Genomic DNA, 25,709 nt, shown 5'->3' with positions numbered 1-25,709 from the left:
GGTGAAAGTGACCCCGGAGACGGTCAGCCAGGCGATGATCGACCGGTGGTATGCCCAGGAGGAGAACTACCGGCTGCGGTTGCGGGCGATCGGGGAGCTGGCGCGGGTGTGCCCGCCGCCGGATGTGTTCGCGGGCCAGACGGCGTGCCCGTCGCACCCGGCGGAGCGGTGGCCGTGCCCGTTGACGAAGATCGCCTGGTATGCGCGAGGATCGGATCCGCGGGCGGAGGAGCGGGCGCTGCTGGAGGCGATCCCGCTGCCGGACGGCATGAGCGGTGAGGAGTGAGATGACCGGCGAGCTGGAGCTGGCTGGCGAGGTGCTGTCCGGGGAGGTCCTCTCCCCGGGCGGGGCCCCGCCCATCCCCGTACGGGTGCCGCGCCGGCGCGCACTCTGCCGGAGCTGCAGGAGCTGATGCGGTCGCTCGGCGGCAGCGATCTCGCGGTGGCGGCGGTGGATGCGTGGCTGGCGTCGGAGCGTCGCTCGTCTTCGGCGACCCGGGATGGCTACATCAAGGATGCCTCGTGGTGGCTGCTGTGGCTGGCTATGCGCGGGGTCGACCCGGCCGATCCGGCGCCGATGGAGGCAGACAAGTACGTGGAGGCGATGGGCGCGGCTGGGTTGGAGCCTGCCACCAGGGCTCGCCGGGTGTCGTCGGCCGCGTCGCTGTACCAGTACCTGGTGCGGGCGGGCGCGGCGGCGCGGGATCCGTTCGCGGGCATGGACCGGCCTCGGGTGTCGCAGGAGTCGAAGACGCGCGGCCTGTCGAAGAAGCAGCTCGACGAGATGCTGGCGTGGGCGAAGAAGGACGCCGCGGCGCGGGCTGCCGCCTATGAGGAGGGGCGGGGTGCGCGCTCGTGGGCTGTGTCGGCGGCGCGCACGTACGCGATGATGTGCCTGCTGGTGGTGACGGCTGCCCGGGTGGGCGGGGTGATCGCGGTGGAGCTGGCCGCGCTGGGGTTCGACGAGGGGCACCGGGTGATTGACCTGCCGGTGAAGGGCCCGGCTGGGAAGACGCTGCGGTTCCCGGTGCCGCCGTACGCGTGGGCGGCGATCAACAGCTACCTGGACTACCGCGGGTACGAGCCGTGCCCGCTGTTCCAGACCGAGTCGGGGCGGCCGGTGGCGCAGCAGGCCCTGTTCGGGACGGTGCGGCGGATCGCGAAGCTGGCCGGGGTGCCGCACTGGAACGCGATCTCGATCCACTCGATCCGGCACGCGATCGCCACGCACGCGTTGCGCTCCGGCCGGCCGCTGCACAAGGTGCAGGAGCTGCTCGGTCACGCCGACCCGCGCACGACGATCCGGTATCTGCGCAAGATCGGGGTGTTGGACGAGTCGCTCGCGTACGAGCTGGCCAAGGACTTCGCGGTGGGGGAGGCCGAGGCCCTGGCGGTCGACGAGGACGAGGACGACGTGTAGCTCCCAGTCAGCTCCCAGAACCTCCCAGTTCTGGGAGCGGCCTACTCATCGGCCGCTTTCTGGCCTCGTCGGGGGTGGGCGTCAAAGCGGTCGCGCAGCCAGTTCACCGTCATGGCGAGAGCGCTGAACGAGACGATGACGAGGAGGATCGCTGCGCCGATGCCCGTGTCCTCGGCGGTCTCGGTCGCAGCCCACCACGTCAGGAGAGTGAGAGGCATCCACGTCCAAATCTCAGACCGCAAGACCCACTGCAGGAGTGAGATCCCGGGCTGGCAGGTCCGTCGTGCCAGCCAGGCGACGCGAGAGTGCAGGCCGGCGTACAGGATGCCCAGGGCGTAACAGATGATCTCTCGGCGGGACCCCTCGGCGGCCAGCTCCTGCAGCTCCGTCCGCCACTCTTCCTCGCTCGCGGGCTCGACCGCAGCGAGCGAGGCGAAACGGAGGATTCGTGCGGCTGCGGGAGGAGGGTGGGGAGACGGCGGTGGCATAGGCCACAGAGTCCAGTCTAGGATGATATCCCTCACCCTTCGCTCGATCTCTAGAGCTTGATAGCCCGGAACCCCGCCAGGATTCAGCAGGTCTATGACCTGGAACTGGGTGACCGAAGGGGACCAGTCCAGCTCCTCGAGCGGAACGACGCGTCTTGTCTCGAGCATCTTCACCAGAACCGCCCTGAACTCCGGGGAGGTGCTGAGCATTCCCCTCTGCGACCGCGGTTCGAACATGGAGGATTGTCCGTTCTCGCGGGTCACGCGGATCTGCGCGATTCGTCCCTGACGGATGGCAACCGTCACCGTCGTCTGGCGGAACCCATCGTGGCTCATCCTAAGCCCCATCACGAGACCCATCCCGGCTGCAGGGCTGGCCGGGGCCTCTGCTTTTCCTCGGTGAGGGCGAGTCCTTCGCCGGTGAGCTTGTACATGCGGCGCCGAGGGCCGTGGGAGTCGGGTGTGTCGTCCTCCCAGTAGGCGCGCACCAAGCCGTTGCGTTCCATGCGACGCAGGATGGGGTAGACGGTGCCGGGGCCGAGGCCGGTCTCTCGGGAGATCTCCAGGCCGTAGGTGGGGGCGTCTCTGCTTGCGGCGGCCCGGAGGGTTTCCAGAACGCTCCGGGTGGTGCTGGTCATGCGTATGGGTGCAGCCATCTCCCCTCCTATCGTCGATGTGTCAGCTCCCAGAACCTCCCAGTTCCGGGAGCTGACTACTTGTCAGCCGCTTTCTGGCGCTTTCGGGGATGCGCGTCGAAGCGGTTACGCAGCCAGTTCACGCTTATGGCGAGCGCGCTGACCGAGGCGAGGATGAGGAGTATCGCTGCATGACCGCCGGTGTCCTCGGTGGTCTCGATCGCAGCCCACCACATCAGGTAGCCGAGCGGCAGCCACGTCCGAGCCTCCGAGCGCAAGATCCACCGCAGGAGTGAGATTCCGGGCTGGTGGGCTCGTCGTGCCAGCCAGGCGACGCGAGAGTGCAGGCCGGCATACAGGACGCCCAGGAGGAAGAAGGCGATCGTCCAGCGAGAAGCACCTTCGTCGACGAGCGTGCGCAGATCTGCTCGCCACTCTTCGTCGCTCTCGGGCTCGACCGCGGCCACCGAGGCGAAACGGAGCACCCGTTTGGCTGCGGGACGCGGCTCTGGAGGTGGCTCGGGACGCGGCTCTGGAGGTGGCGCGCCTGGCAGTATCGCCTTCCCTGCCATCCAGGCCATCCTGCCCGCCGGGACATTGTCATGCAGCAGCACGTAACCGGCAGGCACCGATGTCGGGTGGTAGAGCTCGAGAAGCTGCGTAAGCTTCTTGAACTCCTTCGTCGCGGATTGGCGATCTATCGTGTCCTGGAGTTCCTGGAGTTGCTTGATCGTTTCAGGGGATATGTTGACCGTGAGCTTGCCCTCGCGAGGCTCGCTGTGGCTCGTCATGAGACCCAACCGGGACGTAGAGCGGTCCTGGAACGCTGGGTTTCGGCGGCAAGGGCGAGTCCTTCGCCGGTGAGCTTGTACATGCGGCGCCGAGGGCCGTGGGAGTCGGGTGTGTCGTCCTCCCAGTAGGCGCGCACCAAGCCGTTGCGCTCCAAGCGACGCAGGATGGGGTAGACGGTGCCGGGGCCGAGGCCGGTCTCTCGGCAGATCTCCAAGCCGTAGGTGGGGGCGTCTCTGCTTGCGGCGGCCCGGAGGGTTTCCAGAACGCTCCGCGTGGTGCTCGTCATGCGCAAGGTTGCGGCCACTTGCCCTCCCGCCGCCCGCCGCCCGCCGTCGATATATATCGAGATACTACCCGGGAGGCGCGAAGCCTATGCGGAGTTCTCAGCTCTTGTAGGCCCCGGTCAGGACGTTCTCGGTGTGGGTGACGACGGCGCCGAGGAGCGCCACGACCTCGAGGGCGACGAGCGCCAACTGCTCGTCGGCCGTGAGCGGGAGGTCCTGGGGGAAGAAGTGGGCGCGGGCGGCGGTGCCGATGGCCCAGACCGCGACGAGCGCACAGGCGATGGGGCGGAACGCCTTGAGCTCGGCGAGGTCCTCGGGGGTGACGTAGCGGCGCACGGTGATCTCCTTCCAGGGTCGGGGCTGAACATACCGACGATTCAGCGGTTCCGTTGGTTCCCTCTGGTAATTGTGCTTTTTCGGGCCTGCTCTGGCTGTGTTTGTGTTGCTTTCTGTTGAAACCGTGCGTACCCTCATCGCCAGGATGGGTCATTTGCGGCTCGGGGGTGGCGCGAGTGACCCTTTCCCATGGATGGGGTTGGCTGCGGTGCGTCCCCTTGGGGCGTGCTCAGGTGTAGAGGCCAACATGGGAGGGGCGGCAATCTCCCGCAATGATCACACGCTCGGGTCACCAGGATGCCGATACAGCCGCCATTCGGGAGAGTCGTCCGGGACGGACGCATCCACCTCCACCCCACGCATCGCCTCAGCGATCGTCTCCTCGTCCGCGCCGCCGGCCGACAGCGCCTCAGCAAGCGCCGCGGCGAACTCTTGGGCGTCGACGCCTGCTCGGCTGAACTTGTCCCGATCCGGCATGACCGCTCCCAGGGTGGGGCCTATCGGCTCGCTCGTACCCTTCCTACCCGCCCGCACGGGCGTCCCCTCAGAGCCCCTCGGAGGTTGCCATGTTCTCTGCCCTGCTCGACCGCCTCTGGGGGCCGAAGGCGACCCATCGGGTGATCGAGGACGGGCCGTGCTTCGGCTGGGTCCACCTCCCCCACGGCATCGCGCAGGTGCAGCTCGCCCTCTACCAGGTGACGACCGCCCGGCCGCGCGGCGGCCGGAAGACGGTCACCTGGGAGGTGGAGTGGGCGACTGACCTGGACAATCCGCAGTGGGCGCCGATCAAGGGCGATCCGGTGCCCGTGCCGAAGGACGCCGTGGAGAACGCGGCGTGGGATGTGCTGGCCTGCGTGCTGATCCGCGATCACGGATGGGGTACGAGGCCGCGTGAGCGGTGCCGGATAACAGGAGCGCGGCGACCACGACGCCGGCCAGCAGGGGGATGACACGCATGATCGGCATCATAAGCCGGGTCAGGCCTGCAGTGACCTCCGCACGGCGATGTCGACCAGCTCGTGGATCTCCTTCTCGGTGAAGATGCCGGGCAGGGTGAGGCGCTCCAGGATGAGCCAGTTGAGCGCGAGATACAGGAGCACCACCGAGGTCGCGTCGCCGGGCAGGCCCGAGGCGGCGTGGTAGCCGATGTTGGCGTCGATGTCCGCGCGGATGCGCTCGGTCAGCACGGCCCGCAGTCCGGGCCGCCGGGCGGACTCCAGCCGCAACTCCAGCAGGGCCAGGTAGCCGGAGTTGAAGGCGGAGACCCGGTCGACCAGCTCGTGCATGAGCTCGGCGTAACGGGCCGTGTCCTGCACGCCCTCCTGGTTGCGGGCGATCGTGGCCTCGTCGGGCAGCAGCCGCTCGTAGACGCGCCCGCCGATCTGGGTGAACAGGTCGTCGCGGTTGGCGAAGTAGTTGGAGGCCGTGCCGGGGGGAACCGCGGCCTCGGCGTCGACCGCCCGGAAGGTCAGGCCGCGCGCGCCTTCCCTGGCGAGCACCTCGATGGCCGCGTCGATGAGGGCCTGCCGCCGCCCGGGATTCTTGCGCACCTTGACACCACTCCGTTTGTAGTACTACGTTCAAACCACTTCAAACATAGTACTAGGAGATGATCGCATGCGAAAGCTCGTCTACTACGTGGGCGTCTCGCTCGACGGCTACATCGCCGGCCCCGGTGCCGAGATCGACTTCTACCCGCTCGCGGACGACATGGCGGCCTGGCTGAACGAGCGCTATCCCGAGACGATCCCCACCCACATCCGGAAGCTCGTCGGCCTCGACGGCACGCCCAACCAGGTCTTCGACACGCTGGTGATGGGCCGCGGCACCTACGAGCCGGCCCTGGAGGTGCCCACCACCAGCCCGTACTCCCACCTGCGCCAGTACGTCGTCTCCAGCACGCTGACGATCGACGACCCCACGGTCCAGGTGGTGCCCGGCGACCCGGTCGAGCTCGTCCGGCGGCTGAAGGCCGAGGACACCGGGATGGACGTCTACCTCTGCGGCGGCGGCAAGCTCGCCGCGTCCCTGCTCCCGGAGATCGACGAGATCATCCTCAAGAGCTACCCCGTGGTGGCCGGCACGGGCATCCCCATGTTCTCCGGCGGCTTCCGTCCCACCCCGTTCACCCCGGCCCGGCGCGAATCGTTCAGCAACGGCGCCCAGGTCACCTGGCTCACCAGGGCTTAGGCCGTCCCTTCTCGCGGGAGAGGTTCGAGGAACTCCAGACGGTTGCCGTGGGGATCCTCGCTGTAGAAGCGGCGCATCCCCGGGAAGTCGTCGTCGAAGAGCACGGGATAACCGGCCTCGCCCAGCCGCCTGGCCCAGTCGTCGAGGTCGCGGACCAGGAGGCCGGGGTGCGCCTTCCGCGCCGGCCGGAAGTCGCTCTCGACGCCGAGGTGCAACTCGATGCCGTGGCCGCGGAACCAGCAGCCGCCGCGGGCGGCGAGCACAGGAGGCTTGGGGATCTCGGCCAGGCCGAGCACGCCCGCGTAGAACGCCCGCAGGGCGGGCTCACTGCCGGGCGGGCAGGCCAGCTGGACGTGGTGCAGCATGACGGCTCCTCACATATATCTTGATGTGAAGATAGTTTTACCACTTACCGTCCAGATCGTGATCGCCCGTCACTGTCGGGGGCGTACCACCGCGACCGGGCACGTCATGTGGTGCAGGACCGCGTGGCTGACCGAGCCGAGCAGCGCGGAGGCGAAACCGCCGAGGCCGCGCGAACCCACCACCACCAGATCCGCCGTCTCGCCCGCCTGGATCAGCGCCTCCGCGGGATGGCCCGATCGCTGGTCGCCGACGATCTCGACGTCGGGGTGCCGCTCACGCCACCGCGCCACCCGGTCGGCCGCCGTGCGGAGCTCGGCCTCGCAGGCGCTCGCGAGACGGACGTTGTACGCGGCGGCGTACGGCGGCACGACCGGCATCTGCCACGAGTAGACGACGTGCAGGGGCACGCCCCAGGCCCGGGCCTGCTCGACGGCGTACGCGACGGCGTCCGAGGACCCGTCGGAGCCGTCGTCGCCCACGACCACCCGGCCGTGCGACGGCCGCGACCCGCCGCGGACGATCACGACGGGACCGCAGGCGTGCCCGGCGACCCCCCTGCCGACCGAGCCGAGCATGAGCCGCGCGAACCCGCCGAGCCCCCGGCTGCCCAGCACCACGCTGTCCGCCGGCCGTGACTCGCCGATGAGGGCGTCGACCACGTTGCCGGACGGCATCCCCGTGGTCACCTCCAGACCCGGCGTCGAGGCCCGGGCCCGCTCGGCGGCCGCGGCCAGCGTCCCCTCGCAGTACTTCGCCTCCTCCTCGCCCAACCGGCCCGGCTCGCAGACATGCACGATCCGCAGGGGCAGCTCCCTGCGCTGGGCGTCGGCGGCGGCCCACGCCAAGGCTTCTGTCGCCGAGGCGGACCCGTCCACCCCGACCACGACACTCCTGGTCATCACGTACCTCCGCGTGCCCGTCAACGACTCTTCGTAACCGTGCCGGCACACCGCGCGGTGCCGGTCCCGGAGTGCGTCAGCTCGCCCGTACCACCGCGACCGTGCAGCGCGCGCGGTGCAGGACGCCCCGGCTGACCGAGCCCAGCAGCGCGGAAGCCGCCGTGCGCCGCCCGTGGGAGCCCACGACCAGCAGGTCCGCCTGCTCCGACGCCGCCGTCAGCGCCTCCACGGCGCCGGCGTACCGGATGTCCTCGGTCACGGTCACGTCCGGGTACCGCCGCGCGAACGGCGCCAGGATCGAGCGGACCATCTCCTCGCGCCCGGCGCGGTCCTGTTCCACCACGGACGGCAGCTCGCTGCCGGCCGCCAGGACCGGCGGCCGCCAGCCGTGCACGACCAGCAGCGCGCTGCCCCGCAGGGCCGCCTGTTCGTAGGCGTAGGCCAGCGCGGGCCGGCACTCGGGCCCGTCGTCCACGCCCACCACGATCCGCCCGCTCGCCGGGTGCCGCCCCGCCTGGACCACGACGACCGGGGCCTCGATGTGACCGGCCACCTGGCCGCTGACCGAGCCGAGGAGCGCTCCGCTGACCGGGCCGAGTCCTCTGCTGCCCACGACCAGCTCGGTGGCGGCCCTGCCCTGCTCGCGCAGGATCCGCGCGGGCGGCCCCTCCTCCAGCAGCGCCACGACCTCCAGGCCGGGGTGGCGTTCGTGGACCAGGGCGACCGCCTCGTCGAGCGCCTTCTCGCCGGCGCGCCGCAGCTGATCGGACGGATCAACGTCCGGAAATTTCGTGATCTGGTACGGCTGCCGGTCCACCGCGTGGACGAGCCGCAGCGGCTGGTGCGTGCGCGAGGCGTGGTCGGCGGCCCAGACCACCGCGGCGCGCGCCGCCAGGGAACCGTCGATCCCGACAACGATCATGGCTCTCTCCTCGGGTCGGCCTTCGCCGTGCAAGGTCCGTCACGGCCTGGGCTTCCAGTGCACACCCGCGCGCCGGGTCACGGCAGAGGCCGAAGTCCCTTTCCGGCGGGTCCATCGGCGCACCGGAGCGCTGAAGGTCGTCCTGTCCCGCGACGCGGACGGGTGACAGGGGCGGGTCAGGCGTGTGCCCGCGGGCCGAAGGAGCGGCGGTAGGCGGCGGGGGTCGTGCACACCAGGGCGTGGAACCGCCTGCGGAGGTTGGCCGCCGACGACAGGCCGACCCTGGCCGCGATCGTCTCGACGGGCAGGTCCGTCTCTTCCAGAAGCGTCCGGGCCGCCGCGACGCGCTGCTGGAGCAGCCATCGGCCGGGGGCGACGCCGAGCTGATCGGCGAACCGGCGGGCGAGCGTCCGGGGTGAGAGCCCGGCCCGGGTGGCGAGGTCGTCGACCCCGAGGGGCTCGTGCAGCCGTTCCAGGGCCCAGTCGAGCACCGGCGCCAGCGACTCCGGCGGCTCTCCGGCAGGGTCCGGGGCGGCGTACTGGAGCTGACCGCCTTCGCGGTGCGGCGGCATGACCATGTGCCGGGCGATCCTGGCGGCGTGCGCGGCCCCGTGGTCGGTGCGGGCCAGGTGGAGGCACAGGTCGACGCCCGCGGCGGTGCCGGCGCTGGTGGCGACGTCGCCCAGGTCGACGTAGAGCGTGTCGGGCTCCACCTGGACGCGCGGGTAGCGGGCGGCCAGGTCGGCGGTCATCCGCCAGTGCGTGGTCGCCCTGCGATCGTCCAGCAGCCCCGTCTCGGCGAGGAGGAACGCGCCGGAGCAGATGGCGACGACGCGGGCGCCGCGCCGGTGCGCCCGCCGGATGGCGTCGATCACCCCGGCCGGGGCCGGCCGTTCCCGGTCCTGCCAGCCCGGGACGACCACCGTGTCCGCGCTCTCCAGGGCGTCCAGCCCGAGGTCCACGACCATGTCGTAGCCCGCCAGGGTCGGGACGGGGCCGGGCCGCTCCCCGCACACCGAGAACGCGTAGCGGGCGGGGAGCCCCGGCCGGCGCACGCCGAAGACCTCGGCGGCGCAGGCCAGCTCGAACGTGGACTGGGGCGCCAGCACCAAGGCGACCACCCGATGGAGACTCATGGCAAGAAAATACCTGAAGGCGTCAATCCAGACACTTATCCCGCTCTGCCCCGGGCCAGGACGATGCATCCATGACAGATGACGTTCAGGTGATCCAGGTGGACGAGGTCGAACCGGTCGAGGTGGTGCCCGGGATCATCCGCCGGCGGCTGCCGGCCACCGAGTGGGCGCGCGGGTGGATGTACGACTTCGCCCCGGGGACCGAGTGGCCCGAGGTGGACGTGCACGAGGGGGAGGAACGCTATTACGTGGTCTCGGGCGAGTTCATCGACCGGGGACAGCGGCTGGGACCGGGCAGCTACGTGGTCTTCGCCCCCGGCAGCACGCACCGTCCCCGTACCGAGACCGGGGCCCGCATGCTCGGCATCAGCATCCCCGTCCGCTGAACCGCTGATACCTTGCCCGGCGGGGCCGGCACGAGCCCCGTGGCGGAAGGACATCATGCGATTCGGGGTGCTGGGCCCGCTGGCCGTGTGGACCGACAACGGCGAGCCGGTCTCGATCCGCGGGCGCATGGTGCGCGCCCTGCTGGCCGACCTGCTGGTGCACGAGGGGCGCCCGGTGTCGGCGGACCGGCTGGTCGAGGACCTGTGGGGCGGCAAGACACCGGCCGACCCCACGGCCGCGCTGCACGTACGGGTCTCGCAGCTGCGCCGCGCGCTGGCGGGGGCCGAGCCGGACGGGCGGGACCTGGTGGTGTCGCAACCTCCCGGCTACGCGCTGCGGGCCGCGTCCGGCGCGGTGGACGCGGCCCGCTTCACGGCGCTGACCGAGCAGGCGCGGGAGGCTCCCGACCCGCGCACCCGGGCGGGCCTGCTGGCCGAGGCGCTGGAGCTGTGGCGGGGCCCGGCCCTGGCGGACTTCGCCGACGAGGAGTTCGCCAGGGTCGCCGTGGCGCGGTGGGAGGAGCAGCGGCTGGCCGCGCTGGAGTCGCGCGCCGAGGCCCGGCTGGAGCTGGGCGAGCATGGTGACCTGGTCGGCGAGCTGGGCGAGCGGGTCGCCGGGCACCCGTACCGTGAGCGGCTGCGTGCGGCGCACATGCGGGCCCTGTACCGGGCCGGCCGCGCGGGCGAGGCCCTCGACAGCTTCCAGGAGCTGCGCCGCGCGCTCGCCGACGAGCTGGGCCTGGAACCGGGGCCGGAGCTGGTGGCGTTGCAGCGGGCCATCCTGGCCGGCGACCCGTCGGAGGACGCGCCCGCGCCGGCGCCGCGGCCGATCAGGCCGACCACCAACCTCCCCGCGCCGGTGACGGAGCTGGTCGGCCGGGAGCTCACCGTACGACGGGTCAGGGAGTCGCTGGCGTCCGGCCGGCTCGTCACGCTCACCGGCCCCGGCGGGGTGGGCAAGACCAGCGTGGCACTCGCGGTCGCGCGCGCACTCGCCGGGACGTACGCGGAAGGCGTGTGGCTGGTCGACCTGACCGCCTGGGACGGGCGGGGCGACCCGGCCGAGCCGGTCCTGTCGGTCCTGTCCATCCCCGACGCGACCGGCGACGCGCCGGCGGGCGAGCGGCTGGCCGCGGCCCTGCGCGACCGGCGCCTCCTGCTGGTCCTCGACAACTGCGAGCACGTCGTCGCCCCCGTGGCCGAGCTGGTCGGAGGCTTGCTGCCGGCGGTGCCGGAGCTGCGGGTGCTGGCCACCAGCCGGGAGCCGCTGCGGCTGCGCGGCGAGACCCGCTGGGACCTGCCGCCGCTGGACGTGCCCGAAACCGACGACCCGGCCCGGCTGGCCGGCTCCCCCGCGGTGCGCCTGTTCCTGGCGCGGGCCGGGCTGGACCCGGAGCCGGGCGTGGTCGCCGAGGTGGCGGAGGTGTGCCGGCGGCTGGACGGGATCCCGCTGGCGCTGGAGCTGGCCGCCACCCGGGTCCCGGCGCTCGGCGTGCCGGAGCTGGCGGCCCGCCTGCGGGTGCCCGGCGACCGGTTCATGCTGCTCGGCTCGGGGCCGCGTGACGCGCCGGCCCGGCAGCGCACGCTGGCGGCGGTGATCGACTGGAGCTGGCGGCTGCTGACCGAGCCCGAGCAGACCGTGCTGCGCCGGCTGGCCGTCCACGCAGGCGGGTGCACGCTGGCCGCGGCCGAGGAGGTGTGCCGCGGCGGCGCGATCGCCGGCGGCGAGGTGCTGGACCTGGTGACCGGGCTGGTGGACCGCTCGCTGGTGACGCGCGGCGAGGGGCCGCGGTTCCGGCTGCTGGAGTCGGTCTCCGCGTACTGCCTGGACGAGCTGGGACGCAGCGGTGAGGAGGCCGCGCTGCGGCGGCGGCACGCCGGCTACTACCTGGGGCTGGCCGAGGAAGCCGCGGCCCGGCTGCGCGGGCCGGGCCAGCGGGAGTGGCTGCGCAGGCTGGACGCCGAGGCCGCGAACATGCGGGCGGCCCTGGAGACGTTCCGGCGCGCGGGCGAGGCCGAGCCGGCGCTCCGGCTCACCTCGGCGCTGGCCTGGTACTGGTATCTGCGCGGCCGGCTCGCCGAGGCGCTGCGGTCGCTGGCGACGGCGCTGGCCGTGCCGGGCGACGCCCCGGCGGGCGTGCGGGCCGGGGCCGAGACCTGGCACACCGGCCTGGCGATCCGCCTGGGCAAGGCCGGGCCGGAGCGGGTGGCGCCGGCGCTGGACGGCTTCCCCGCGGCCGACCGGGCCGGGCGGGCGCACGCCGCGTGGTTCCTGGCCGCGTCCGTCATCGACTTCGGCGACGAGAACCTCACGGCCGAGCTGCTGGAGGAGGCGCTGGACGCGTTCCGGGCCACCGGCGACCGGTGGGGCGAGGCGGCGGTGCTGAGCACCCGCGCGATGCTCCCGCACGTGCGCGGCGACCAGGAGGCGCTGGCGCACGACGCCCGCCGGAGCGCCGCCCTGTTCGGCGAGCTGGGCGACGACTGGGGGATGCTGCAGGCCCGCGACTGGCTGATCGGCCTGGCCGACCTGACCGGTGACCGGGCGGAGGCGGCCCGGATGGCCGAGGACGACCTCCGGACGGCCGAGGACCTGGGCCTGTGGGTGGACGTGGCCGGTCGGCTGGGCTGGCTGGCCTGGGTTCACGTCCAGGACGGCGACCCGGTGCGCGCCCTGCGCCACGCGGAGCAGGGCCGGAGGCTGGCCGCCGAGCTGGGCCAGCGTTCAGGAGAGGTGTTCGTGGCCATCGGCCTGGCGTTCGCCGCGCGCCGGGCGGGCGAGCTCGACCTGGCCGAGGAGAGCCTGCGCGACCTGCTGGCCGAGGCCAGGCGGCAGCAGGAGGCCGGTGACAGTGACCCGCCGTACCTGTCGATGGTGCTGGTCGAACTGGGATTGCTGGCCCGCCAGCGGGGCGACGCGGCCGCGGCGCTCTCCTGGCACCGGCAGGGCTTCGACGCGTACCGCGCCCAGGGCCTGGCGTACGGCATGGGCTGGGCGCTGGCGGGCATGGCCGACGCGGCCGCGGCCGGCGGGCGGGCCGGGGTGGCCGCCCGGCTGCTCGGCGCCGCCACGGCCGCCTGGCGGGAGTCCGGGCAGCGGATGTCCGGCTCCGACCGCGACGAGCTGGCGCGCATCAGGGGCGAGGTCGAGGCCGCCGAGCCGGACTTCGCCGCGCTGTTCGCGGCCGGCGGCGAACTCTCCCCCGACGAGGCGCGTCGTCTGCTGGATCACTTGGGGACGTAGACGTGGACGACGATGCCGGAGCCGAACCGGTTCACGTCCGCCAGCTTGAGGTGGGTGGTGTCGAACCCGGCACCCTCGAACAGGTGCTTGCCGGCTCCGACGATGACCGGGAAGTACCAGAAGTGGAACTCGTCGATCAGGCCGTGCTCCACGAGCGTGCGGTCCAGCTCGCCGGTGCCCCACTTCACGATGTTCTGCCCGGGCTGCTCCTTCAGCTTCGCGACCTCCTCGGCCACGTCGCCCCGGATGAGGGTGGCGTTCCAGGTGGTCTCGGTCAGCGTGCGCGAGGCCACGTACTTCGGCATCTTGTTCATCGCCTCGGCCTGGGGGCCCTCCCGCCCCGACCAGGCCTCGGCGAAACCCTCGTAGGTCACCCGGCCCAGCAGCATCGCGTCCGCCGAGGCAGACAGTTCGGCGGCGTAGCCGTCGTGGTCCTCGTCCCAGTACGGCTGGCCCCAGTGCTGCGGCTCGGCCCGCGACGCGGTGGAGGGGCGGGTGTCGTCGATGATGCCGTCCAGCGACACGAACGTCGACTCGATGAGCTTGCGCATGATCTGCTCCTTGGATCTCCCGGAGCGGCGGGCGCCGCTCCCTCTTGCTGACCTCAAGATTGCCGCCCCGCCCTTACCGTTTCCTTACCGCCCGATCGGGCGCAGGTGCCGGAGCAGCGTCAGGGCGGCCACGGCCAGGCCGAGCACCAGCGCCCCGCTCAGCGCGGCCACCACGAGCAGCGCCTGATGGAAGGCCGCCTGCGCCTCGGCGACCAGGGCCGCGGCCTGCCCCCGCGGCAGGTCGGCCGCGGCGGCGAGCGCCTCGCCGAGTGACCCGCCCGCCATCGGGGAAGTCACCATGCCGCCGTAGACGACGGTGCCGACGCTGCCGAGCAGCGCGATGCCGAGCGCGATGCCGAGCTCGCCGCCGCATTCGGCCATCGCGGACGCGGACCCCGACCGCTCCGGCGGCGCCGACCCGACGATGAGGTCCAGCCCCAGCGCTCCCACGGGGGCCATACCCAGGAACGCGATCGTGACCCCCGCGACGAGCGCGCCGAACCCGTCGCCGGCCACGACGACGGCGAACCCGGCCGCGGACACGGCCAGCCCGGCCGCCACGACGAGGCCAGGCCGCAGCACGCCGGCCACGATCGGGGCGAGCAGCGAGCCGGCGGCCAGGCCCAGCGCGGGGACCGCCATCCACAGGCCGGCGGTCAGCGGCGAGAGGCCCTCGACCAGCTGCAGGTGCTGGCTCACGAACAGGTAGACCCCGCCCTGCACCACCATGGCCACGGCCAGGATCAGCAGCGCGGCGCTGAACGAGCGGTCGCCGAACAGCCGCAGGTCCACCAGGGGCTCCGCCAGCCTGTGCTGCCGCCGCACGAACGCCAGGCCGAACGCCAGGCCGGCGGCGAGCGCCGCGTACGCCGTCACCTGCCCCGGGTCGTCGGCCAGTTCCTTCAGCCCGTACACGACCGACAGGATCGCGGCGAGCGACATCGCCACGCTCAGCGGGTCGAACCGGCCGCCGCCGCGGGTCTCGCTCTCCGGCAGCAGCACCAGGCCGCCCACCAGGACGACGACCATGATGGGCACGCCCATGAGGAACACCGAGCCCCACCAGAAGCGCTCCAGGAGCACCCCGCCGATCACCGGCCCGGCGGCGGCCCCGCCCATGAAGCAGGCGGTGAACACGCCGATGGCCAGGGCGCGCCGCCGGGGGTCGGCGAACAGCCCGGCCGCCAGCGCCAGCGCCGACGGGCCGATCGTGGCGCCCGCGATCCCGAGCAGCACGCGGGCGGCGATGAGCATCGTCGTGGTGGTCGAGTAGGCGGCCACGAGGGAGGCGGCGGCGAACGCGGCCGCCCCGATGAGCAAGAGCCTGCGCCGCCCGATCCGGTCGCCGACCGAGCCCATGGTGATGATGAAACCGGCGATCATGAACCCGTACGAGTCGGTGATCCACAGCAGCTCGGTGGCGCTCGGAGCCAGGTCGGCGGCCAGGTGGGGCAGCGCGAGCATCAGCACGGTGTTGTCCACGGCCAGCAGCAGCGTCGCCAGGGCCAGCACGAACAGCCCCAGCCACGCCCGCGTGGACTCTTTCGTCGTCGTCATGATGATCAGCCTGGAGGGCTGACGTTCGGGTCCTGTTCGGATCTGCTTAGGGTGAGGTCCATGCGCTTCGCCGTACTCGGACCGCTCGAGGTGACCGCTGACGACGGCCGTGCCGTGCGCGTGCCCGAGCTGAAGGTACGGGTCCTGCTGGCCTGCCTGCTCGCCGGCGACGGGCGGGCGGTGCCGGCCGGGCGCCTGATCGAGAACCTGTGGGGGCCGGAGCCGCCGGGCAACCCGCTGGGCGCGCTGCGCGCCAAGGTGTCGCAGCTGCGCCGCGCGCTCGACGACGCCGAGCCGGGGGCACGGGAGCTGGTCGCCACCCGGTCCCCCGGCTACCTGGTCGACGGCGACACCGACGCCCGCCGCTTCCTGGAGGCCGTCGGCCGGGCCCGGTCGGCCGGCGGCCCGCGCGAGAGAGCCGCCTTGCTGAACGAGGCCCTGTCCTGGTGGCGCGGCCCCGCCTTCGCCGACTTCCCCGACGAGCCGCTCGCCCGGTGGGCCGCGGCCCGGCTGGAGGAGCAGCGGCTGGCGGCCCTGGAGGACTACGCCGACGTACGGCTGGATCTCGGGCAGGACGCCTCCCAGGTCGCCGAACTGGCCGAACTCGCCGCGCAGCACCCGATGCGGGAACGCTTCCACGGCCTGCTCATGCGCGCCCTCTACCGATCGGGACGGCAGGCCGAGGCGCTGGAGGTCTACCGGGCGCTGGGCGACCGCATGCGCGACGAACTCGGCCTCGACCCCGGCCCCGAGCTGACCGCGCTGCACCGGGCGATCCTGGAGCAGAGCCCGGGCCTGGGCCGCCCGCCGATCCCGCCGGCGCCCGCGCGGCTCCCCCGGCCGCTCACCGAGCTGGTCGGCAGGGACGACCCTCTGGCGGAGCTGGTCGCCCTGCTCGGCGGGGCCCGGCTCGTGACGCTCACCGGCTCGGCCGGGGTCGGCAAGAGCCGCCTCGCCCTGGCGGCCGCCCACCGCCTAGCCGGCGACTTCTCCGGCGGCGCGTATCTGGTGGAGCTGTCATCCTTGACCACCGGAAGCGGCCCGGACGTGGCCGGGACCGTCGCGACGGCCCTGGGCGTCCCCGGCGACGGCGCGGGGATCGGGTCGGCTCTCGGTCCGCGCCGGACGCTGCTGGTCCTCGACAACTGCGAGCATGTGGTCGAGCCGGTGGCGGAGCTCGTCGAGCGGCTGCTGCACGCAGGGCCCGGGCTGAGCGTGATCGCCACCAGCAGGGAGCCGCTCGGCGTGAGCGGCGAGGTGGTACGGGAGGTGCCGCCGCTGGACGCGGTGGCGGCGATGCGGCTGTTCGCCGCCCGCGCCGCCGACGCGCAGCCGGAGTTCACGCTGACGGCCGCCGACGCCGACGCCGCCGAGGTGATCTGCCGCCGCCTCGACGGCATCCCGCTGGCGCTGGAACTGGCCGCGGCGCGGGCGCGCTCCCTGGGCGTGCGGGCTCTGGCGGCGCGGCTGGACGACCGTTTCCGGCTGCTGTCGGCCGGACGCCGGTCCGGCCCGGCGCACCAGCGGACGCTGCGGGCCGCCCTCGACTGGAGCTGGGATCCGCTCACCGACCCGGAACGCGTCGTGCTGCGCCGCCTGGCCGTGCATGTGGGCGGCTGCACGCTCGAGGCCGCCGAACGGGTCTGCGCCGCGCCCGGCCCCGTCCCAGGAACTCCGTCCAGCGAGTACGAGCCAGCCGCCGGGTCCGACGCCACCGGTGTGGCGGAGCTCGCGTCGGGTGAGGTCGCCGACCTGCTGGCCCGGCTGGTCGACCGGTCGCTGGTGGTGCGGTCCGGCGACAGGTATCGGCTCCTGGAGTCCGTGGCCGCGTACGGGCTGGAGCGGTTGCGCGAGGCCGGCGAGCATGACCGTGTCCTGCGGTGGTACGCCACCTACTACACCCAGCTCGCCGAGTGCGCCGAGTCCTACCGGAGCGGGCCCGCGCGGCACCGCTGGATCCGGCGGCTGGACCCCGAGGTCGCCAATCTGCGCGGCGCGCTGGAGGCCGCCGTCAGTCTGGGCGACACCCCGCTGGCCGCCCGGCTCACCGGCTCTCTCGGCTGGTACTGGACTCAGGCGGGCCGCCCGGCCGAAGCACCCCACCCGACGCCACTCCGTACGGCGTCCGCCGAAGACCCGCGAGCCGCGGACGAGTGCCACCCGGTGACGGCGTTCGGCGGGTGACCGGGCGGCCTGTGGTGGGTGATCGCGGTCCGGGCACGGCCTCTTCATCGCCTGGCCGGGCGGGGTACGGTGATCGGATGGCAGGCGAGAACGGTGAGCCGATCCTCCGCCCGGCCGTCGATTCGGACGCCGGCGCGGTCGCGGAGATCTGGTACGAGGGATGGCGCGACGGGCATCTGGGCCACGTCCCGCAGGAGCTGGCCGAGGTCCGGACGCGGGAGTCGTTCCTGGCCCGCGCGCCGCGGCGGGTCGGCGACACGGTGGTCGCGACGGTCGGCGGCGTGGTGGCCGGGTTCGTGATGGTGGTCGGCGACGAGGTCGAGCAGGTCTACGTGGCCAGGAGCGGTCGCGGCACCGGCGTCGCCACGGCGCTCCTCGCCGAGGCCGAGCGGCTGGTCGCCGCGGGCGGTCACCGGAAGGCGTGGCTGGCCGTGGTCTCGGGGAACGCCAGGGCGCGCAGGTTCTACGAGCGCGGCGGCTGGCTCGACGACGGGCCGTTCGACTACGCGGCGCACGGCCCCGACGGCCCCATCCCGGTTCCGTCCCACCGTTACGTCAAAGAGGTCTGACCCTCCTGGCCGATCAGCGGGCGCCCACCTCGAACAGGCCGTGCGCGCCGCCTTCGGCCTGCCGCATGGTGTGGTCCACCACCGGATAGGTGCCCGGCTCGGGGAAGACCAGCTCGGCGAAGCCGCCCTGGGCGGGGGCCAGGTCCAGCACCTGAGCGCCGCCCGCGTCGGCCGCGCGCAGCCGGTACGCGCCCTCCTTGTAGACCGTGTCGAACGGCGCGCCGACGACGTGCAGGGCGGTGCCCGAGCTCGGCCCGGCCGCGACCGCCCAGATCCGCACCCGCTCCCCCGCCTTGGCGGTGAGCGGCGCGTGGTCGTAGCCGGCGGCGGTGCCGTTGAACATCCAGCCGTCGGGGCGGCCTTCCCGGATCTTGACCACCTGGGCGTCGCTGCCCGGCTCGCCGAGGTGGAGCTCGCCCTGCACCAGGAGGTACTCCCGGTCCACCGCGGGCAGCCCCGGCGGGTCGATGATCACCGCACCGTACATGCCGTTGGCGATGTGCTGCGTCATCGGCATGGTCGAGCAGTGGTAGAGCCAGGCCCCGGCGTGGTCGGCGCGGAAGCGGTAGGTGAGCCGCTCCCCCGGCTGGATGGTGCGCATGACGTCGTCGGGCGCGTTCGCCCCGGCGTGGAAGTCGATGCCGTGGCCGGTGGTGCCGCCGTTGACGAACGTGACCGTGAACGTGTCGCCGACCTTGCCGCGCAGCACCGGCCCGGGGACCGTGCCGTCGAAGGTCCACACGCGCTGCCGCACGCCAGGCGCGACCTCCCGGACGACCTGGTCGTCCACGCGGATCTCGACGTCGTGCGCCGTGCCTCCGGGCGCGGGTTCGAGCGCGGCGTCGTACGGGGTCCAGCCCGGTGACATGGGCGCGGACAGGTCGAGCCGGGCGGGACCGGCCGTCGCGGTCTCTCCGGAGGTGCCGTGGCCGCTGTGCGCGCCGGTCCCGGCGGCTCCCGCCGGGACGATGCGCATGGTCATGCCGGCGGCGCGGTGCCCGGCCACGGTGCACCAGCCGTCGACCGCTTCCGAGAGCGGCGCGAGCGTGAGCGTGGCGCTCTCGCCGCGGGCCAGCAGCGGGGTGCGCTCGCCGGTGGCCAGCCGCAGGTCGTGCCGCTGGGCGTCGGCGTTGGTGACGCGCAGCGTCAGCACGGTGCCGGGGGCGGCGTCGATGCGCGAGGGCCGGACGCTCATCCCGGACAGGGTCACCTCGACCGTCCGCGCCCCGGTGGCGGTGACGGTCGCGGCCTGCTCGCCGCCGGAGCCGGTCACCGACAGCACGACGGCGGCCGCCGTCAGCAGGACGCCGACCACCACGCCGGCCAGCGCGGGCCGACTCCCCTCCGGCCTCCGGCCGCCGGCGGGCCTGACGCGTGCGCCCTCCATAGGCGCGACGCGCGTCGTCCCGGCGGGCCCGCTGTCGCTCGTACCGGCGGGCCCGCTGTCGCTCGTACCGGCGGCGTAACGCGAGCGGGTCAGGGCGAGCACGGCCAGGGCCACGAACGCGGCGGCCGGGGCGAGCACCAGCGCCCAGCCGAGCAGCCGCACCGGAGTGGGCACCGGCAGCGCGAGCAGCGGCACGCCGAGGTTGAACGCCGCGAGCCGCACCGTCCAGCCCCGTTCCAGCAGCGCCGCGTTCTCCTTGAACCGGACCGGGCCGCCGCCCAGCACCGCGGGCAGCAGGTGCAGCAGCGAGCCGAGCAGCACCTGGGCGACGAACCCGGCGAGCACCAGCGGCAGCAGCGGGTCCAGCGCCGCGGTGACCTCGGCGGGCGGGGTGGTGGCGACCACGACCAGGTTCGCCACCAGCGCGACCTCGAACCAGACGACGGCCGCCCCCATCGTCCAGGCGGCTCCGGTGTGCGGGCGGCGCCGGCGCACGGCCTCGGCCAGGGGCGCCAGCGCGGCGGCAGTCCCGGCCGCGTAGGCGGCCAGCCCGGCGAGCGCGGCCCACCGCCAGCCGGCCAGCAGCCCGGTCGTGGCCACCGCCAGGCCGGGGGCGGCCAGCCGGAGCCCGATCCGGGAGGCGCGGCGCGTCCGGTCCGGCATGCGGGTGCGCAGCACGGTCGGCCAGAGGGTGAACAAGGTGCCGAGCACGGTCAGCCCCACCCAGCCGAGCAGGTTCACCTCGGCGTGCGCGGCGTGCATGCGCTCGTGCGCCGCGCCGCCCACGGTGTGCGCGGCCAGCAGGCCGCCGAGCACGCCACCGGCCGCCAGCGCGCCGGCCGCGCTCACGTACCAGCCGATGACGTGCCCGAACCTGCCGGGCAGGGCCCGGCGCAGCAGCGCGACCAGGACGTACGCGTGCCACAGCACCACCGCCACCACCACGCCGGCGCCGGTCGCGGCGAGCTGCCAGGGCCCGGCGGCGACCCCGTACAGGATCGCGAGCGTGGCGGCGTTGAGCAGGGCGAGCCGGGCGAGGCTGCCCGTCCGGGAGGGGTTCCTGGTCCGCAGCAGCGCGACGGCGAAGTGCTCGCTCCAGATGAGGATGGCGGTGGACACGGCGCCGAGCAGGAACACGTGGATCAGCAGCCAGCGCGGCGCCGGCAGCACGTCGCCCAGCGGCGCGACGGCGACGGTCAGGCCCAGCCAGCCGACCACGATCGCGTTCGCCCGCAGGTGCCAGGACGCGCGGGGGCGCGGCGGCGTACTGGACGGGGCTGACTCGATGCGTACCTCGACGGGGTTCACCGCCGGCACCTCCATGTCGTGACCAGCGCGGGAACGCGACGGACGGGACCACCGTACGGCCCGGCGGCGCGGCCGGGCCGGGGCCGAAGGTCATCCGATGTGGGACCAAGGTCCCTTATCGGAAACTGGATCATGGTGGACTTCCGCCCGGTGGAGGTGGCCTTCAGGGAGAAGGACGACAAGATCCTTTCCTCGATCACCCGGACGTGGAGCGGCGTCGTCACCGGCCAGACCGGCAACGGCCAGGCCTGGTGGGCGCTGCAGAACGACGGCTCCGAGAAGACGATGAAGGAGCAGAACCGCCGCTACGCCCTCCAGTCGGAGTGCCTGCAGGCCGTGTCCGTGAAGAGCCTGGGCAAGACCGTCAAGGACTGGCCGGCCTTCCTGGCGTCCAGCCGTCCGAAGGCCTACGCCAGGTTCGACAAGAGTGACGGCAAGACGGCCAGCCGGGTGTACTGGGCCAGGCAGGGCTACAAGACGGGCAAGCCCGGCTCGTGCAACACGTGGAAGGCGCCGTCCGCCAAGGTGGCGTGAGCGCGGGCGACCCCGCGGAGCGGGCCGGCGGCCGATCCCCTATCGTGCGGCGCATGACGGAACGACGTGCCATTCTCAGCGGTTCGACCTTCGAGGAGCAGATCGGTTACGCCCGCGCCGTGGTGGACGGCGACCGGGTGCACGTGTCGGGGACGACCGGCTACGACTACGCCACCATGACGATCTCCGACGACGTGGTGGAGCAGGCCGAACAGTGCCTGGCCAACATCGGCGCGGCGCTGGCCGAGGCGGGGTGCGGGTTCGCGGACGTGGTCAGGGTGCGCTATCTGCTGCCCGACCGGGAGGACTTCGAGCCCTGCTGGCCGGTGCTGCGCAGCCGGTTCGGCGAGGTCCGCCCGGCGGCCACGATGCTGGTGTGCGGGCTCGCCGACCCGCGCATGAAGATCGAGATCGAGGTGGACGCGCGCCTGCCGCGTGGCTGAACGCGCGGCTGCGGGGAACGGTCCCGGCATGGAGGTGCTGAGCAGCCGTGTGCTGGTGCGTCCCGGTGACCTGGAGCGCAGCCGCCGTTTCTACGCCGGGACACTCGGCCTGGCGGTTTACCGGGAGTTCGGGCCGCCGGACCATCCCGGCGTGGTCTTCTTCCTGGGCCAGGGGTTCCTGGAGCTGTCCGGGCGTGCCGACGGCCCGGCCGGGGCGCGGATGGAGCTGTGGTTGCAGGTCCGTGACGTGCGCCGGGAGGAGGAGCGGCTGCGGGAGGCGGGGGTCACCGTGCTGCGCGAGGCCAGGCGGGAGCCGTGGGGGCTGGTCGAGCTCTGGATCGCCGACCCCGACGGCCACCGGATCGTGCTGGTGGAGGTCCCGCCGGAGCATCCGCTGCGGCGGGATCCGCGCTGAGGCCGGTTTCCCCGGGTGAGCGGCGCTCGTAGCCTTGGTACGGTTTGATCGCCGCAGCTCTTCATGACCGAGGAACGATGCCGAGCATCAAAGATGTCGCCCGACTGGCCGGGGTCTCCGTCGGCACCGTGAGCAACGTGCTCAACCGTCCCGAGATGGTCTCCCGCGAGACCCGCCTGCGGGTGGAGGCGGCGGTGGCGCAGCTGGGCTATGTCCGCAACGGCTCGGCCCGGCAGTTGCGTGCGGGGCGCAGCACGACGATCGCGGTGGTCGCGCTCGACCTGACCAACCCGTTCTTCATCGACGTGCTGGGCGGGGTCGAGACCGCCGCGCAGGACGTGGACGTCAACGTGATGGTGGTCAACAGCAGCAAGGACGCCGCCCGGGAGGCGCGGCTGCTGCGGATGTTCGAGGAGGAGCGCCCGCTGGGCGTGCTGATCACCCCGGTCAACGCCTCGGGCCAGCGGGAGCGGCTGGGCGGGCTGATCTCCCGTGGCATCCCGGTGGTGACGTTCGACAACTCCTCCCGGCACTCCTACGGCTGCGCCGTCTCGGTGGACGACGTGCTCGGCGGCCGGCTGGCCGGCCGTCACCTGGTGGAGCGGGGTCACCGGCGGATCGCCTTCGCCGGCGGGCCGTTCGCGGTCCGCCAGGTGCGCGACCGCCACGACGGCCTGGCCGCGGAGCTGGGCCGCGACGCCGCGCTGACCGTGATCCCGCTGCCGGACCTCACCGTCGCCACCGGCCGCGCGGCCGGCCAGGAGCTCGCCGACCTGCCCCGCGAGGAGCGGCCCACCGCCGTGTTCTGCGCCAACGACCTGGTGGCGATGGGCGTGCTGCAGGAGCTGACGCAGCGCGGCCTGCGGGTCCCCGCCGACGTGGCGATCCTCGGGTACGACGACATCGACTTCGCGGCGGCGGCCGCCGTGCCGCTGTCGTCGATCAGGCAGCCGCGCCGGCAGCTCGGCCGCACCGCGGCCCTGATGCTGCTGGAGGAGGCCAACAGCCCTGAGGGCCACGAGCACCGGCACGTGGTCTTTCAGCCCGATCTGGTGGAGCGCGTCTCCACGGCGTCCTGAAGCAGGCCGTCGACCGCCTTGCGCAGCCGGGCCGCCCGCCCGGCCGGGGTCCTGGCCTTCAGCAGCGGCAGGATCACCTGATAGCGGGCGGTCTTGCCGAGCGACTCGAAGCGGGCGGCGGCCTCCGGCTCGGCGGCCAGCGCCTCGGCCAGGTCGTCCGGGACGGTGACCTCGCGCTGCGCGGCGTAGGCGGCGTCCCATCGGCCGTCGGCGCGGGCCGCGGCGACCTCGGCCAGCCCTGGCGGGCGCATCCGGCCGGCGGCGGTCAGCGCTTCCACCCGCTCGACGTTCACCCGCGACCAGGGGCTGCCCTTGCGGCGGCGCGAGTAGCGCTGCAGGAAGCAGTGCTGGTCGTACGACTTGCGGTGGCTGTCGATCCAGCCGTAGCAGAGCGCCACGTCCAGGGCCTCGCCGATGGTCGGCGCCTCGACCCGCGACCCCTTCTTGGCGATCAGCAGCCAGGCCCCGCCCTCGTCCTCGTGGTGTTCGGCCAGCCACGCCTCCCACGCGGCGGCGTCCGCGAAGTGCATCATCCGCCCAGGACCTCCAGGTAGTGGCGGTTGTACATGATGCCGAGGACGTTGCCGAACGGGTCGACCACGGACGCGGTGACGAAGCCGGGCCCCCGCTCGGTGAGCGGCTCGTACGGGGTCGCGCCCATGGCGAGCAGCCGGTCGAGCGCGCCCTCGACGTCGTCGACGTGCCAGTGCAGCAGCGCTCCGCCGGGCTCCTTCGCGGCCTGCGGCGGGGCGTACGCGCGGTCGATCAGGCCGAGTTCGGTCTGGCGGTCGCCGATCCTGAACTCGTAGTAGGCGGCCGGCTGCCCGTTGCCGGGACGCTCGAAGTACGGCTCGACGCCCAGCAGTTCGGCGTACCAGTTCTTCGCCGCCTCCAGGTCGTCGGCCCAGATGTTGATGGTGGCGGGTCCTCGCAGCATGTGCCGCTCCTTTCGTCTGATCACCACCTTAGGACCCGTTGAGGAACATGCGGTTCCTCAACGGATCCGACCGGGGCTCTCGTCAGAAGGCGTACGGCCCGAACCGTCCCCAGGCCACGAAGGCGGCCAGCAGGAGCAGCACCACGTTGACGGCGATCGCCGGATACTCCTTGCGCCGGCCGTGCGTGACCGCGGCGCCGACCATGACGGCGACCAGGCCCGCGGCCGCCAGCGGCGTCAGGACCGGGGCGACGCCGAACGTGGCCGGGAGGATCAGCCCGAGCGCCGCCAGCACCTCCAGGGCGCCGATGCCCTTGACCGCGCCCGCCGGGAAGTCCTCCGTCCAGGCCAGGCCGACGGCCGCGAGCGCCTCCTTGGGCTGGATCAGCTTCATCAGGCCGGCCACGCCGAAGGCGGCGGCCAGCAGGCCCGCGACGATCCACAATGCCAAGTCCATGAGGGGTCCTGTTCCAGCGTGAGACGAAGGTCAGACAGGACTGTAGAGGGTGCCGGGCCTGGCCGGTCCGCCACCCTGTCCGGCTACCGCTGGGCCGCGGTGCTGCCGGCCCAGTCGAGCAGGGCCTCGGCGGTCTGGAAGCGGCGGCTGGAGCTGGTCTCGCCGAGCAGGACGCCGACCAGGCGGCTGCCGCCCCGCTCGGCGGCGAAGGCGAGCGTGTAGCCGGCGGCGCGGGTGAAGCCGGTCTTGACGCCGAGCGCGCCGGGGCTGCCGAGCAGGCGGTTGGTGTTGCTCCAGGAGTACGCGCCGTGCTCGGAGGTGGCCGGGAGGGTGTGGTAGCGGGTCGAGGTGACCTTGGCCAGCGTGGGGTTCTCCAGCAGCGCCTGGGCGAGGCGGGCCTGGTCACGGGCGGTGGAGTGACCGCCGCCGCCGTAGGGCATGCCGTCGGCGTTGACGTACGCCGTGTCGTTCATGCCGAGCCGGCGGGCGGTGGCGTTCATCTCGGTCACGAACGCGTCGACGCCCGGCCCGTACGCGCGGGCGAGCGCGTGCGCGGCGTCGGCGCCGGAGGGCAGCATGAGCCCGTACAGCAGGTCCTCGACGGTGAGCGTGTCGCCGGCGCGCAGGTAGGCGACGGCCGCGCCGCCGCCGGCGGCGTAGCGGACGTCGGCGGCGCTGACCTCCACCTTGTCGGTGGGCGCGGCCCGCTGGAGCACGACGTACGCGGTCATCATCTTGGTGAGGCTGGCCACCGGCCTGCGCTGGTCGGCCTCCTTGCTGAAGCGGACCTCGCCGGTGCCGGCGTCGACGAGGTAGGCGGCCTGGGCCAGGACCGCAGGGGTGTCGGCCGCGCGGGTGCCGACGGCGGCCGCGCTCACGGCCGGGGCGGCCTGGGCGGCGGTGGTGCCTGCGGTGGTGCCGGCGGTGGCGACCCCGGCGGCGACGGCGAGGCCGAGCAGCGGGCCGCTCAGCCGGTGGGTGACGTGCATGAGGGGATTGCTCCTCGCTTCCATGCCGCCTACCGGGTTAGCTGACGGGTTCGGGCGTGGAAGTGCCCTACGGCGCGTGCTGCGCCGATTCACCCCAAGGGATGGGTCCCCGGCTCCGCGAACGGACTCGGCGGCCGTGCGCTCCCCGGGGGAGGGCAACGCACGGTCTGGGCAAATGATGCCTCAAGGTAATGCAATCCG

Annotated in this window: 31 protein-coding genes and 1 riboswitch; of the genes, 13 read left to right on the top strand and 18 right to left on the bottom strand. The window is 73.3% G+C overall.

The window, feature by feature from the left end; genetic code table 11:
- The first annotated feature begins 1 nt into the window (after position 1).
- From ACGFI7_RS29900 to ACGFI7_RS29890, 3 genes are read left to right on the top strand one after another with little or no spacing between them, the layout of a single operon-like run.
- On the top strand, positions 2–286 hold the full coding sequence (locus ACGFI7_RS29900) for a hypothetical protein (protein ID WP_393410252.1): 285 nt from the start codon (positions 2–4) through the stop codon (positions 284–286).
- Between the two features lies 1 nt (position 287).
- A complete protein-coding gene (locus ACGFI7_RS29895) occupies positions 288–413 on the top strand; it encodes a hypothetical protein (protein WP_393410250.1) in 126 nt (41 codons plus the stop codon).
- Entirely contained in the window at positions 413–1,420 is a 1,008-nt protein-coding gene (locus tag ACGFI7_RS29890; protein WP_393410248.1) for a tyrosine-type recombinase/integrase, read from the top strand. Before ACGFI7_RS29895 ends, ACGFI7_RS29890 begins: the two co-directional genes overlap by 1 nt.
- A gap of 41 nt (positions 1,421–1,461) precedes the next feature.
- Here the strand turns inward: ACGFI7_RS29890 and ACGFI7_RS29885 are convergent, their stop codons facing one another.
- From ACGFI7_RS29885 to ACGFI7_RS29860, 6 genes are all read right to left on the bottom strand, one after another.
- A complete protein-coding gene (locus ACGFI7_RS29885; RefSeq protein ID WP_393410246.1) occupies positions 1,462–2,268 on the bottom strand; it encodes a hypothetical protein in 807 nt (268 codons plus the stop codon).
- The gene (locus ACGFI7_RS29880) at positions 2,256–2,564 is read right to left on the bottom strand and encodes a PadR family transcriptional regulator (protein WP_393410244.1); all 309 of its coding nucleotides are present in this window, start codon (positions 2,562–2,564) and stop codon (positions 2,256–2,258) included. The genes ACGFI7_RS29885 and ACGFI7_RS29880 overlap by 13 nt, the downstream gene beginning before the upstream one ends.
- Before the next feature lie 56 nt (positions 2,565–2,620).
- Positions 2,621–3,334, bottom strand: coding sequence for a hypothetical protein (locus tag ACGFI7_RS29875; protein ID WP_393410243.1), 714 nt, complete (start codon positions 3,332–3,334; stop codon positions 2,621–2,623).
- Positions 3,331–3,621 carry a PadR family transcriptional regulator gene (locus ACGFI7_RS29870; protein ID WP_393410535.1) on the bottom strand — a complete coding sequence of 97 codons (291 nt, stop codon included), beginning with the start codon at positions 3,619–3,621 and terminating at the stop codon, positions 3,331–3,333. The genes ACGFI7_RS29875 and ACGFI7_RS29870 overlap by 4 nt, the downstream gene beginning before the upstream one ends.
- Positions 3,622–3,718: 97 nt before the next feature.
- Positions 3,719–3,955: a hypothetical protein gene (locus tag ACGFI7_RS29865; RefSeq protein WP_393410241.1), complete on the bottom strand. Its 237-nt coding sequence runs from the start codon at positions 3,953–3,955 to the stop codon at positions 3,719–3,721.
- Positions 3,956–4,231: 276 nt separating this feature from the next.
- Entirely contained in the window at positions 4,232–4,432 is a 201-nt protein-coding gene (locus ACGFI7_RS29860) for a hypothetical protein (RefSeq protein WP_393410240.1), read from the bottom strand.
- 89 nt (positions 4,433–4,521) lie between these two features.
- Here ACGFI7_RS29860 and ACGFI7_RS29855 point away from each other — a divergent pair, with 89 nt between their 5' ends.
- A complete protein-coding gene (locus ACGFI7_RS29855) occupies positions 4,522–4,905 on the top strand; it encodes a hypothetical protein (protein WP_393410239.1) in 384 nt (127 codons plus the stop codon).
- Between the two features lie 27 nt (positions 4,906–4,932).
- Here the strand turns inward: ACGFI7_RS29855 and ACGFI7_RS29850 are convergent, their stop codons facing one another.
- Positions 4,933–5,505 carry a TetR/AcrR family transcriptional regulator gene (locus tag ACGFI7_RS29850; protein WP_393410238.1) on the bottom strand — a complete coding sequence of 191 codons (573 nt, stop codon included), beginning with the start codon at positions 5,503–5,505 and terminating at the stop codon, positions 4,933–4,935.
- Between the two features lie 67 nt (positions 5,506–5,572).
- Here ACGFI7_RS29850 and ACGFI7_RS29845 point away from each other — a divergent pair, with 67 nt between their 5' ends.
- Entirely contained in the window at positions 5,573–6,145 is a 573-nt protein-coding gene (locus tag ACGFI7_RS29845; RefSeq protein WP_393410236.1) for a dihydrofolate reductase family protein, read from the top strand.
- On the opposite strand, the gene ACGFI7_RS29840 is transcribed toward ACGFI7_RS29845, so the two are convergent.
- From ACGFI7_RS29840 to ACGFI7_RS29825, 4 genes are all read right to left on the bottom strand, one after another.
- Entirely contained in the window at positions 6,142–6,510 is a 369-nt protein-coding gene (locus tag ACGFI7_RS29840; protein ID WP_393410235.1) for a VOC family protein, read from the bottom strand. The genes ACGFI7_RS29845 and ACGFI7_RS29840 overlap by 4 nt on opposite strands.
- 69 nt (positions 6,511–6,579) lie before the next feature.
- Entirely contained in the window at positions 6,580–7,410 is an 831-nt protein-coding gene (locus ACGFI7_RS29835; protein WP_393410233.1) for a universal stress protein, read from the bottom strand.
- A 76-nt stretch (positions 7,411–7,486) separates the two neighbouring features.
- Positions 7,487–8,332: a universal stress protein gene (locus ACGFI7_RS29830; protein ID WP_393410231.1), complete on the bottom strand. Its 846-nt coding sequence runs from the start codon at positions 8,330–8,332 to the stop codon at positions 7,487–7,489.
- Between the two features lie 176 nt (positions 8,333–8,508).
- The gene (locus tag ACGFI7_RS29825) at positions 8,509–9,468 is read right to left on the bottom strand and encodes a helix-turn-helix domain-containing protein (RefSeq protein ID WP_393410230.1); all 960 of its coding nucleotides are present in this window, start codon (positions 9,466–9,468) and stop codon (positions 8,509–8,511) included.
- A 71-nt stretch (positions 9,469–9,539) separates the two neighbouring features.
- On the opposite strand from ACGFI7_RS29825, the gene ACGFI7_RS29820 reads away from it, so the two are divergent.
- Complete coding sequence (locus tag ACGFI7_RS29820) at positions 9,540–9,854, top strand: cupin domain-containing protein (protein WP_393410229.1); 315 nt, start codon at positions 9,540–9,542, stop codon at positions 9,852–9,854.
- 55 nt (positions 9,855–9,909) lie between these two features.
- Entirely contained in the window at positions 9,910–13,098 is a 3,189-nt protein-coding gene (locus ACGFI7_RS29815; RefSeq protein WP_393410227.1) for a BTAD domain-containing putative transcriptional regulator, read from the top strand.
- Here ACGFI7_RS29815 and ACGFI7_RS29810 read toward each other — a convergent pair.
- Positions 13,083–13,649: a dihydrofolate reductase family protein gene (locus ACGFI7_RS29810; RefSeq protein ID WP_393410226.1), complete on the bottom strand. Its 567-nt coding sequence runs from the start codon at positions 13,647–13,649 to the stop codon at positions 13,083–13,085. The genes ACGFI7_RS29815 and ACGFI7_RS29810 overlap by 16 nt on opposite strands.
- Positions 13,650–13,733: 84 nt before the next feature.
- The gene (locus ACGFI7_RS29805; RefSeq protein WP_393410224.1) at positions 13,734–15,206 is read right to left on the bottom strand and encodes an MFS transporter; all 1,473 of its coding nucleotides are present in this window, start codon (positions 15,204–15,206) and stop codon (positions 13,734–13,736) included.
- 60 nt (positions 15,207–15,266) lie between these two features.
- Here ACGFI7_RS29805 and ACGFI7_RS29800 point away from each other — a divergent pair, with 60 nt between their 5' ends.
- Positions 15,267–17,390 (top strand): BTAD domain-containing putative transcriptional regulator, encoded by a 2,124-nt coding sequence (locus ACGFI7_RS29800; protein WP_393410223.1) that lies wholly within the window; start codon positions 15,267–15,269, stop codon positions 17,388–17,390.
- A gap of 77 nt (positions 17,391–17,467) precedes the next feature.
- Entirely contained in the window at positions 17,468–17,959 is a 492-nt protein-coding gene (locus tag ACGFI7_RS29795; protein WP_393410221.1) for a GNAT family N-acetyltransferase, read from the top strand.
- A 13-nt stretch (positions 17,960–17,972) separates the two neighbouring features.
- Here the strand turns inward: ACGFI7_RS29795 and ACGFI7_RS29790 are convergent, their stop codons facing one another.
- Entirely contained in the window at positions 17,973–20,654 is a 2,682-nt protein-coding gene (locus tag ACGFI7_RS29790; protein WP_393410220.1) for a multicopper oxidase domain-containing protein, read from the bottom strand.
- A gap of 132 nt (positions 20,655–20,786) precedes the next feature.
- Here ACGFI7_RS29790 and ACGFI7_RS29785 point away from each other — a divergent pair, with 132 nt between their 5' ends.
- The 4 genes from ACGFI7_RS29785 to ACGFI7_RS29770 all read left to right on the top strand — a co-directional run bounded on the left by ACGFI7_RS29785 (position 20,787) and on the right by ACGFI7_RS29770 (position 23,125).
- Entirely contained in the window at positions 20,787–21,188 is a 402-nt protein-coding gene (locus tag ACGFI7_RS29785; RefSeq protein ID WP_393410219.1) for a hypothetical protein, read from the top strand.
- Between the two features lie 53 nt (positions 21,189–21,241).
- A complete protein-coding gene (locus ACGFI7_RS29780) occupies positions 21,242–21,631 on the top strand; it encodes a RidA family protein (protein ID WP_393410218.1) in 390 nt (129 codons plus the stop codon).
- 28 nt (positions 21,632–21,659) lie between these two features.
- Positions 21,660–22,046, top strand: coding sequence for a VOC family protein (locus ACGFI7_RS29775; RefSeq protein ID WP_393410217.1), 387 nt, complete (start codon positions 21,660–21,662; stop codon positions 22,044–22,046).
- A gap of 77 nt (positions 22,047–22,123) precedes the next feature.
- Positions 22,124–23,125 carry a LacI family DNA-binding transcriptional regulator gene (locus ACGFI7_RS29770; RefSeq protein ID WP_393410216.1) on the top strand — a complete coding sequence of 334 codons (1,002 nt, stop codon included), beginning with the start codon at positions 22,124–22,126 and terminating at the stop codon, positions 23,123–23,125.
- Here ACGFI7_RS29770 and ACGFI7_RS29765 read toward each other — a convergent pair.
- The 4 genes from ACGFI7_RS29765 to ACGFI7_RS29750 all read right to left on the bottom strand — a co-directional run bounded on the left by ACGFI7_RS29765 (position 23,086) and on the right by ACGFI7_RS29750 (position 25,508).
- Positions 23,086–23,658, bottom strand: coding sequence for a YdeI family protein (locus tag ACGFI7_RS29765; RefSeq protein WP_393410215.1), 573 nt, complete (start codon positions 23,656–23,658; stop codon positions 23,086–23,088). The genes ACGFI7_RS29770 and ACGFI7_RS29765 overlap by 40 nt on opposite strands.
- Complete coding sequence (locus tag ACGFI7_RS29760) at positions 23,655–24,062, bottom strand: VOC family protein (RefSeq protein ID WP_393410213.1); 408 nt, start codon at positions 24,060–24,062, stop codon at positions 23,655–23,657. The genes ACGFI7_RS29765 and ACGFI7_RS29760 overlap by 4 nt, the downstream gene beginning before the upstream one ends.
- Positions 24,063–24,144: 82 nt before the next feature.
- Entirely contained in the window at positions 24,145–24,519 is a 375-nt protein-coding gene (locus ACGFI7_RS29755) for a DoxX family protein (RefSeq protein WP_393410212.1), read from the bottom strand.
- 83 nt (positions 24,520–24,602) lie between these two features.
- Positions 24,603–25,508, bottom strand: coding sequence for a D-alanyl-D-alanine carboxypeptidase family protein (locus tag ACGFI7_RS29750; RefSeq protein WP_393410211.1), 906 nt, complete (start codon positions 25,506–25,508; stop codon positions 24,603–24,605).
- A gap of 11 nt (positions 25,509–25,519) precedes the next feature.
- Positions 25,520–25,651: riboswitch (cyclic di-AMP (ydaO/yuaA leader) on the bottom strand.
- Positions 25,652–25,709 lie beyond the last annotated feature (58 nt).

The sequence above is a fragment of the Nonomuraea sp. NPDC048826 genome (assembly GCF_043198225.1).
Lineage (GTDB): Bacteria > Actinomycetota > Actinomycetes > Streptosporangiales > Streptosporangiaceae > Nonomuraea.
This window is presented reverse-complemented; position numbering and strand designations above follow the sequence as displayed.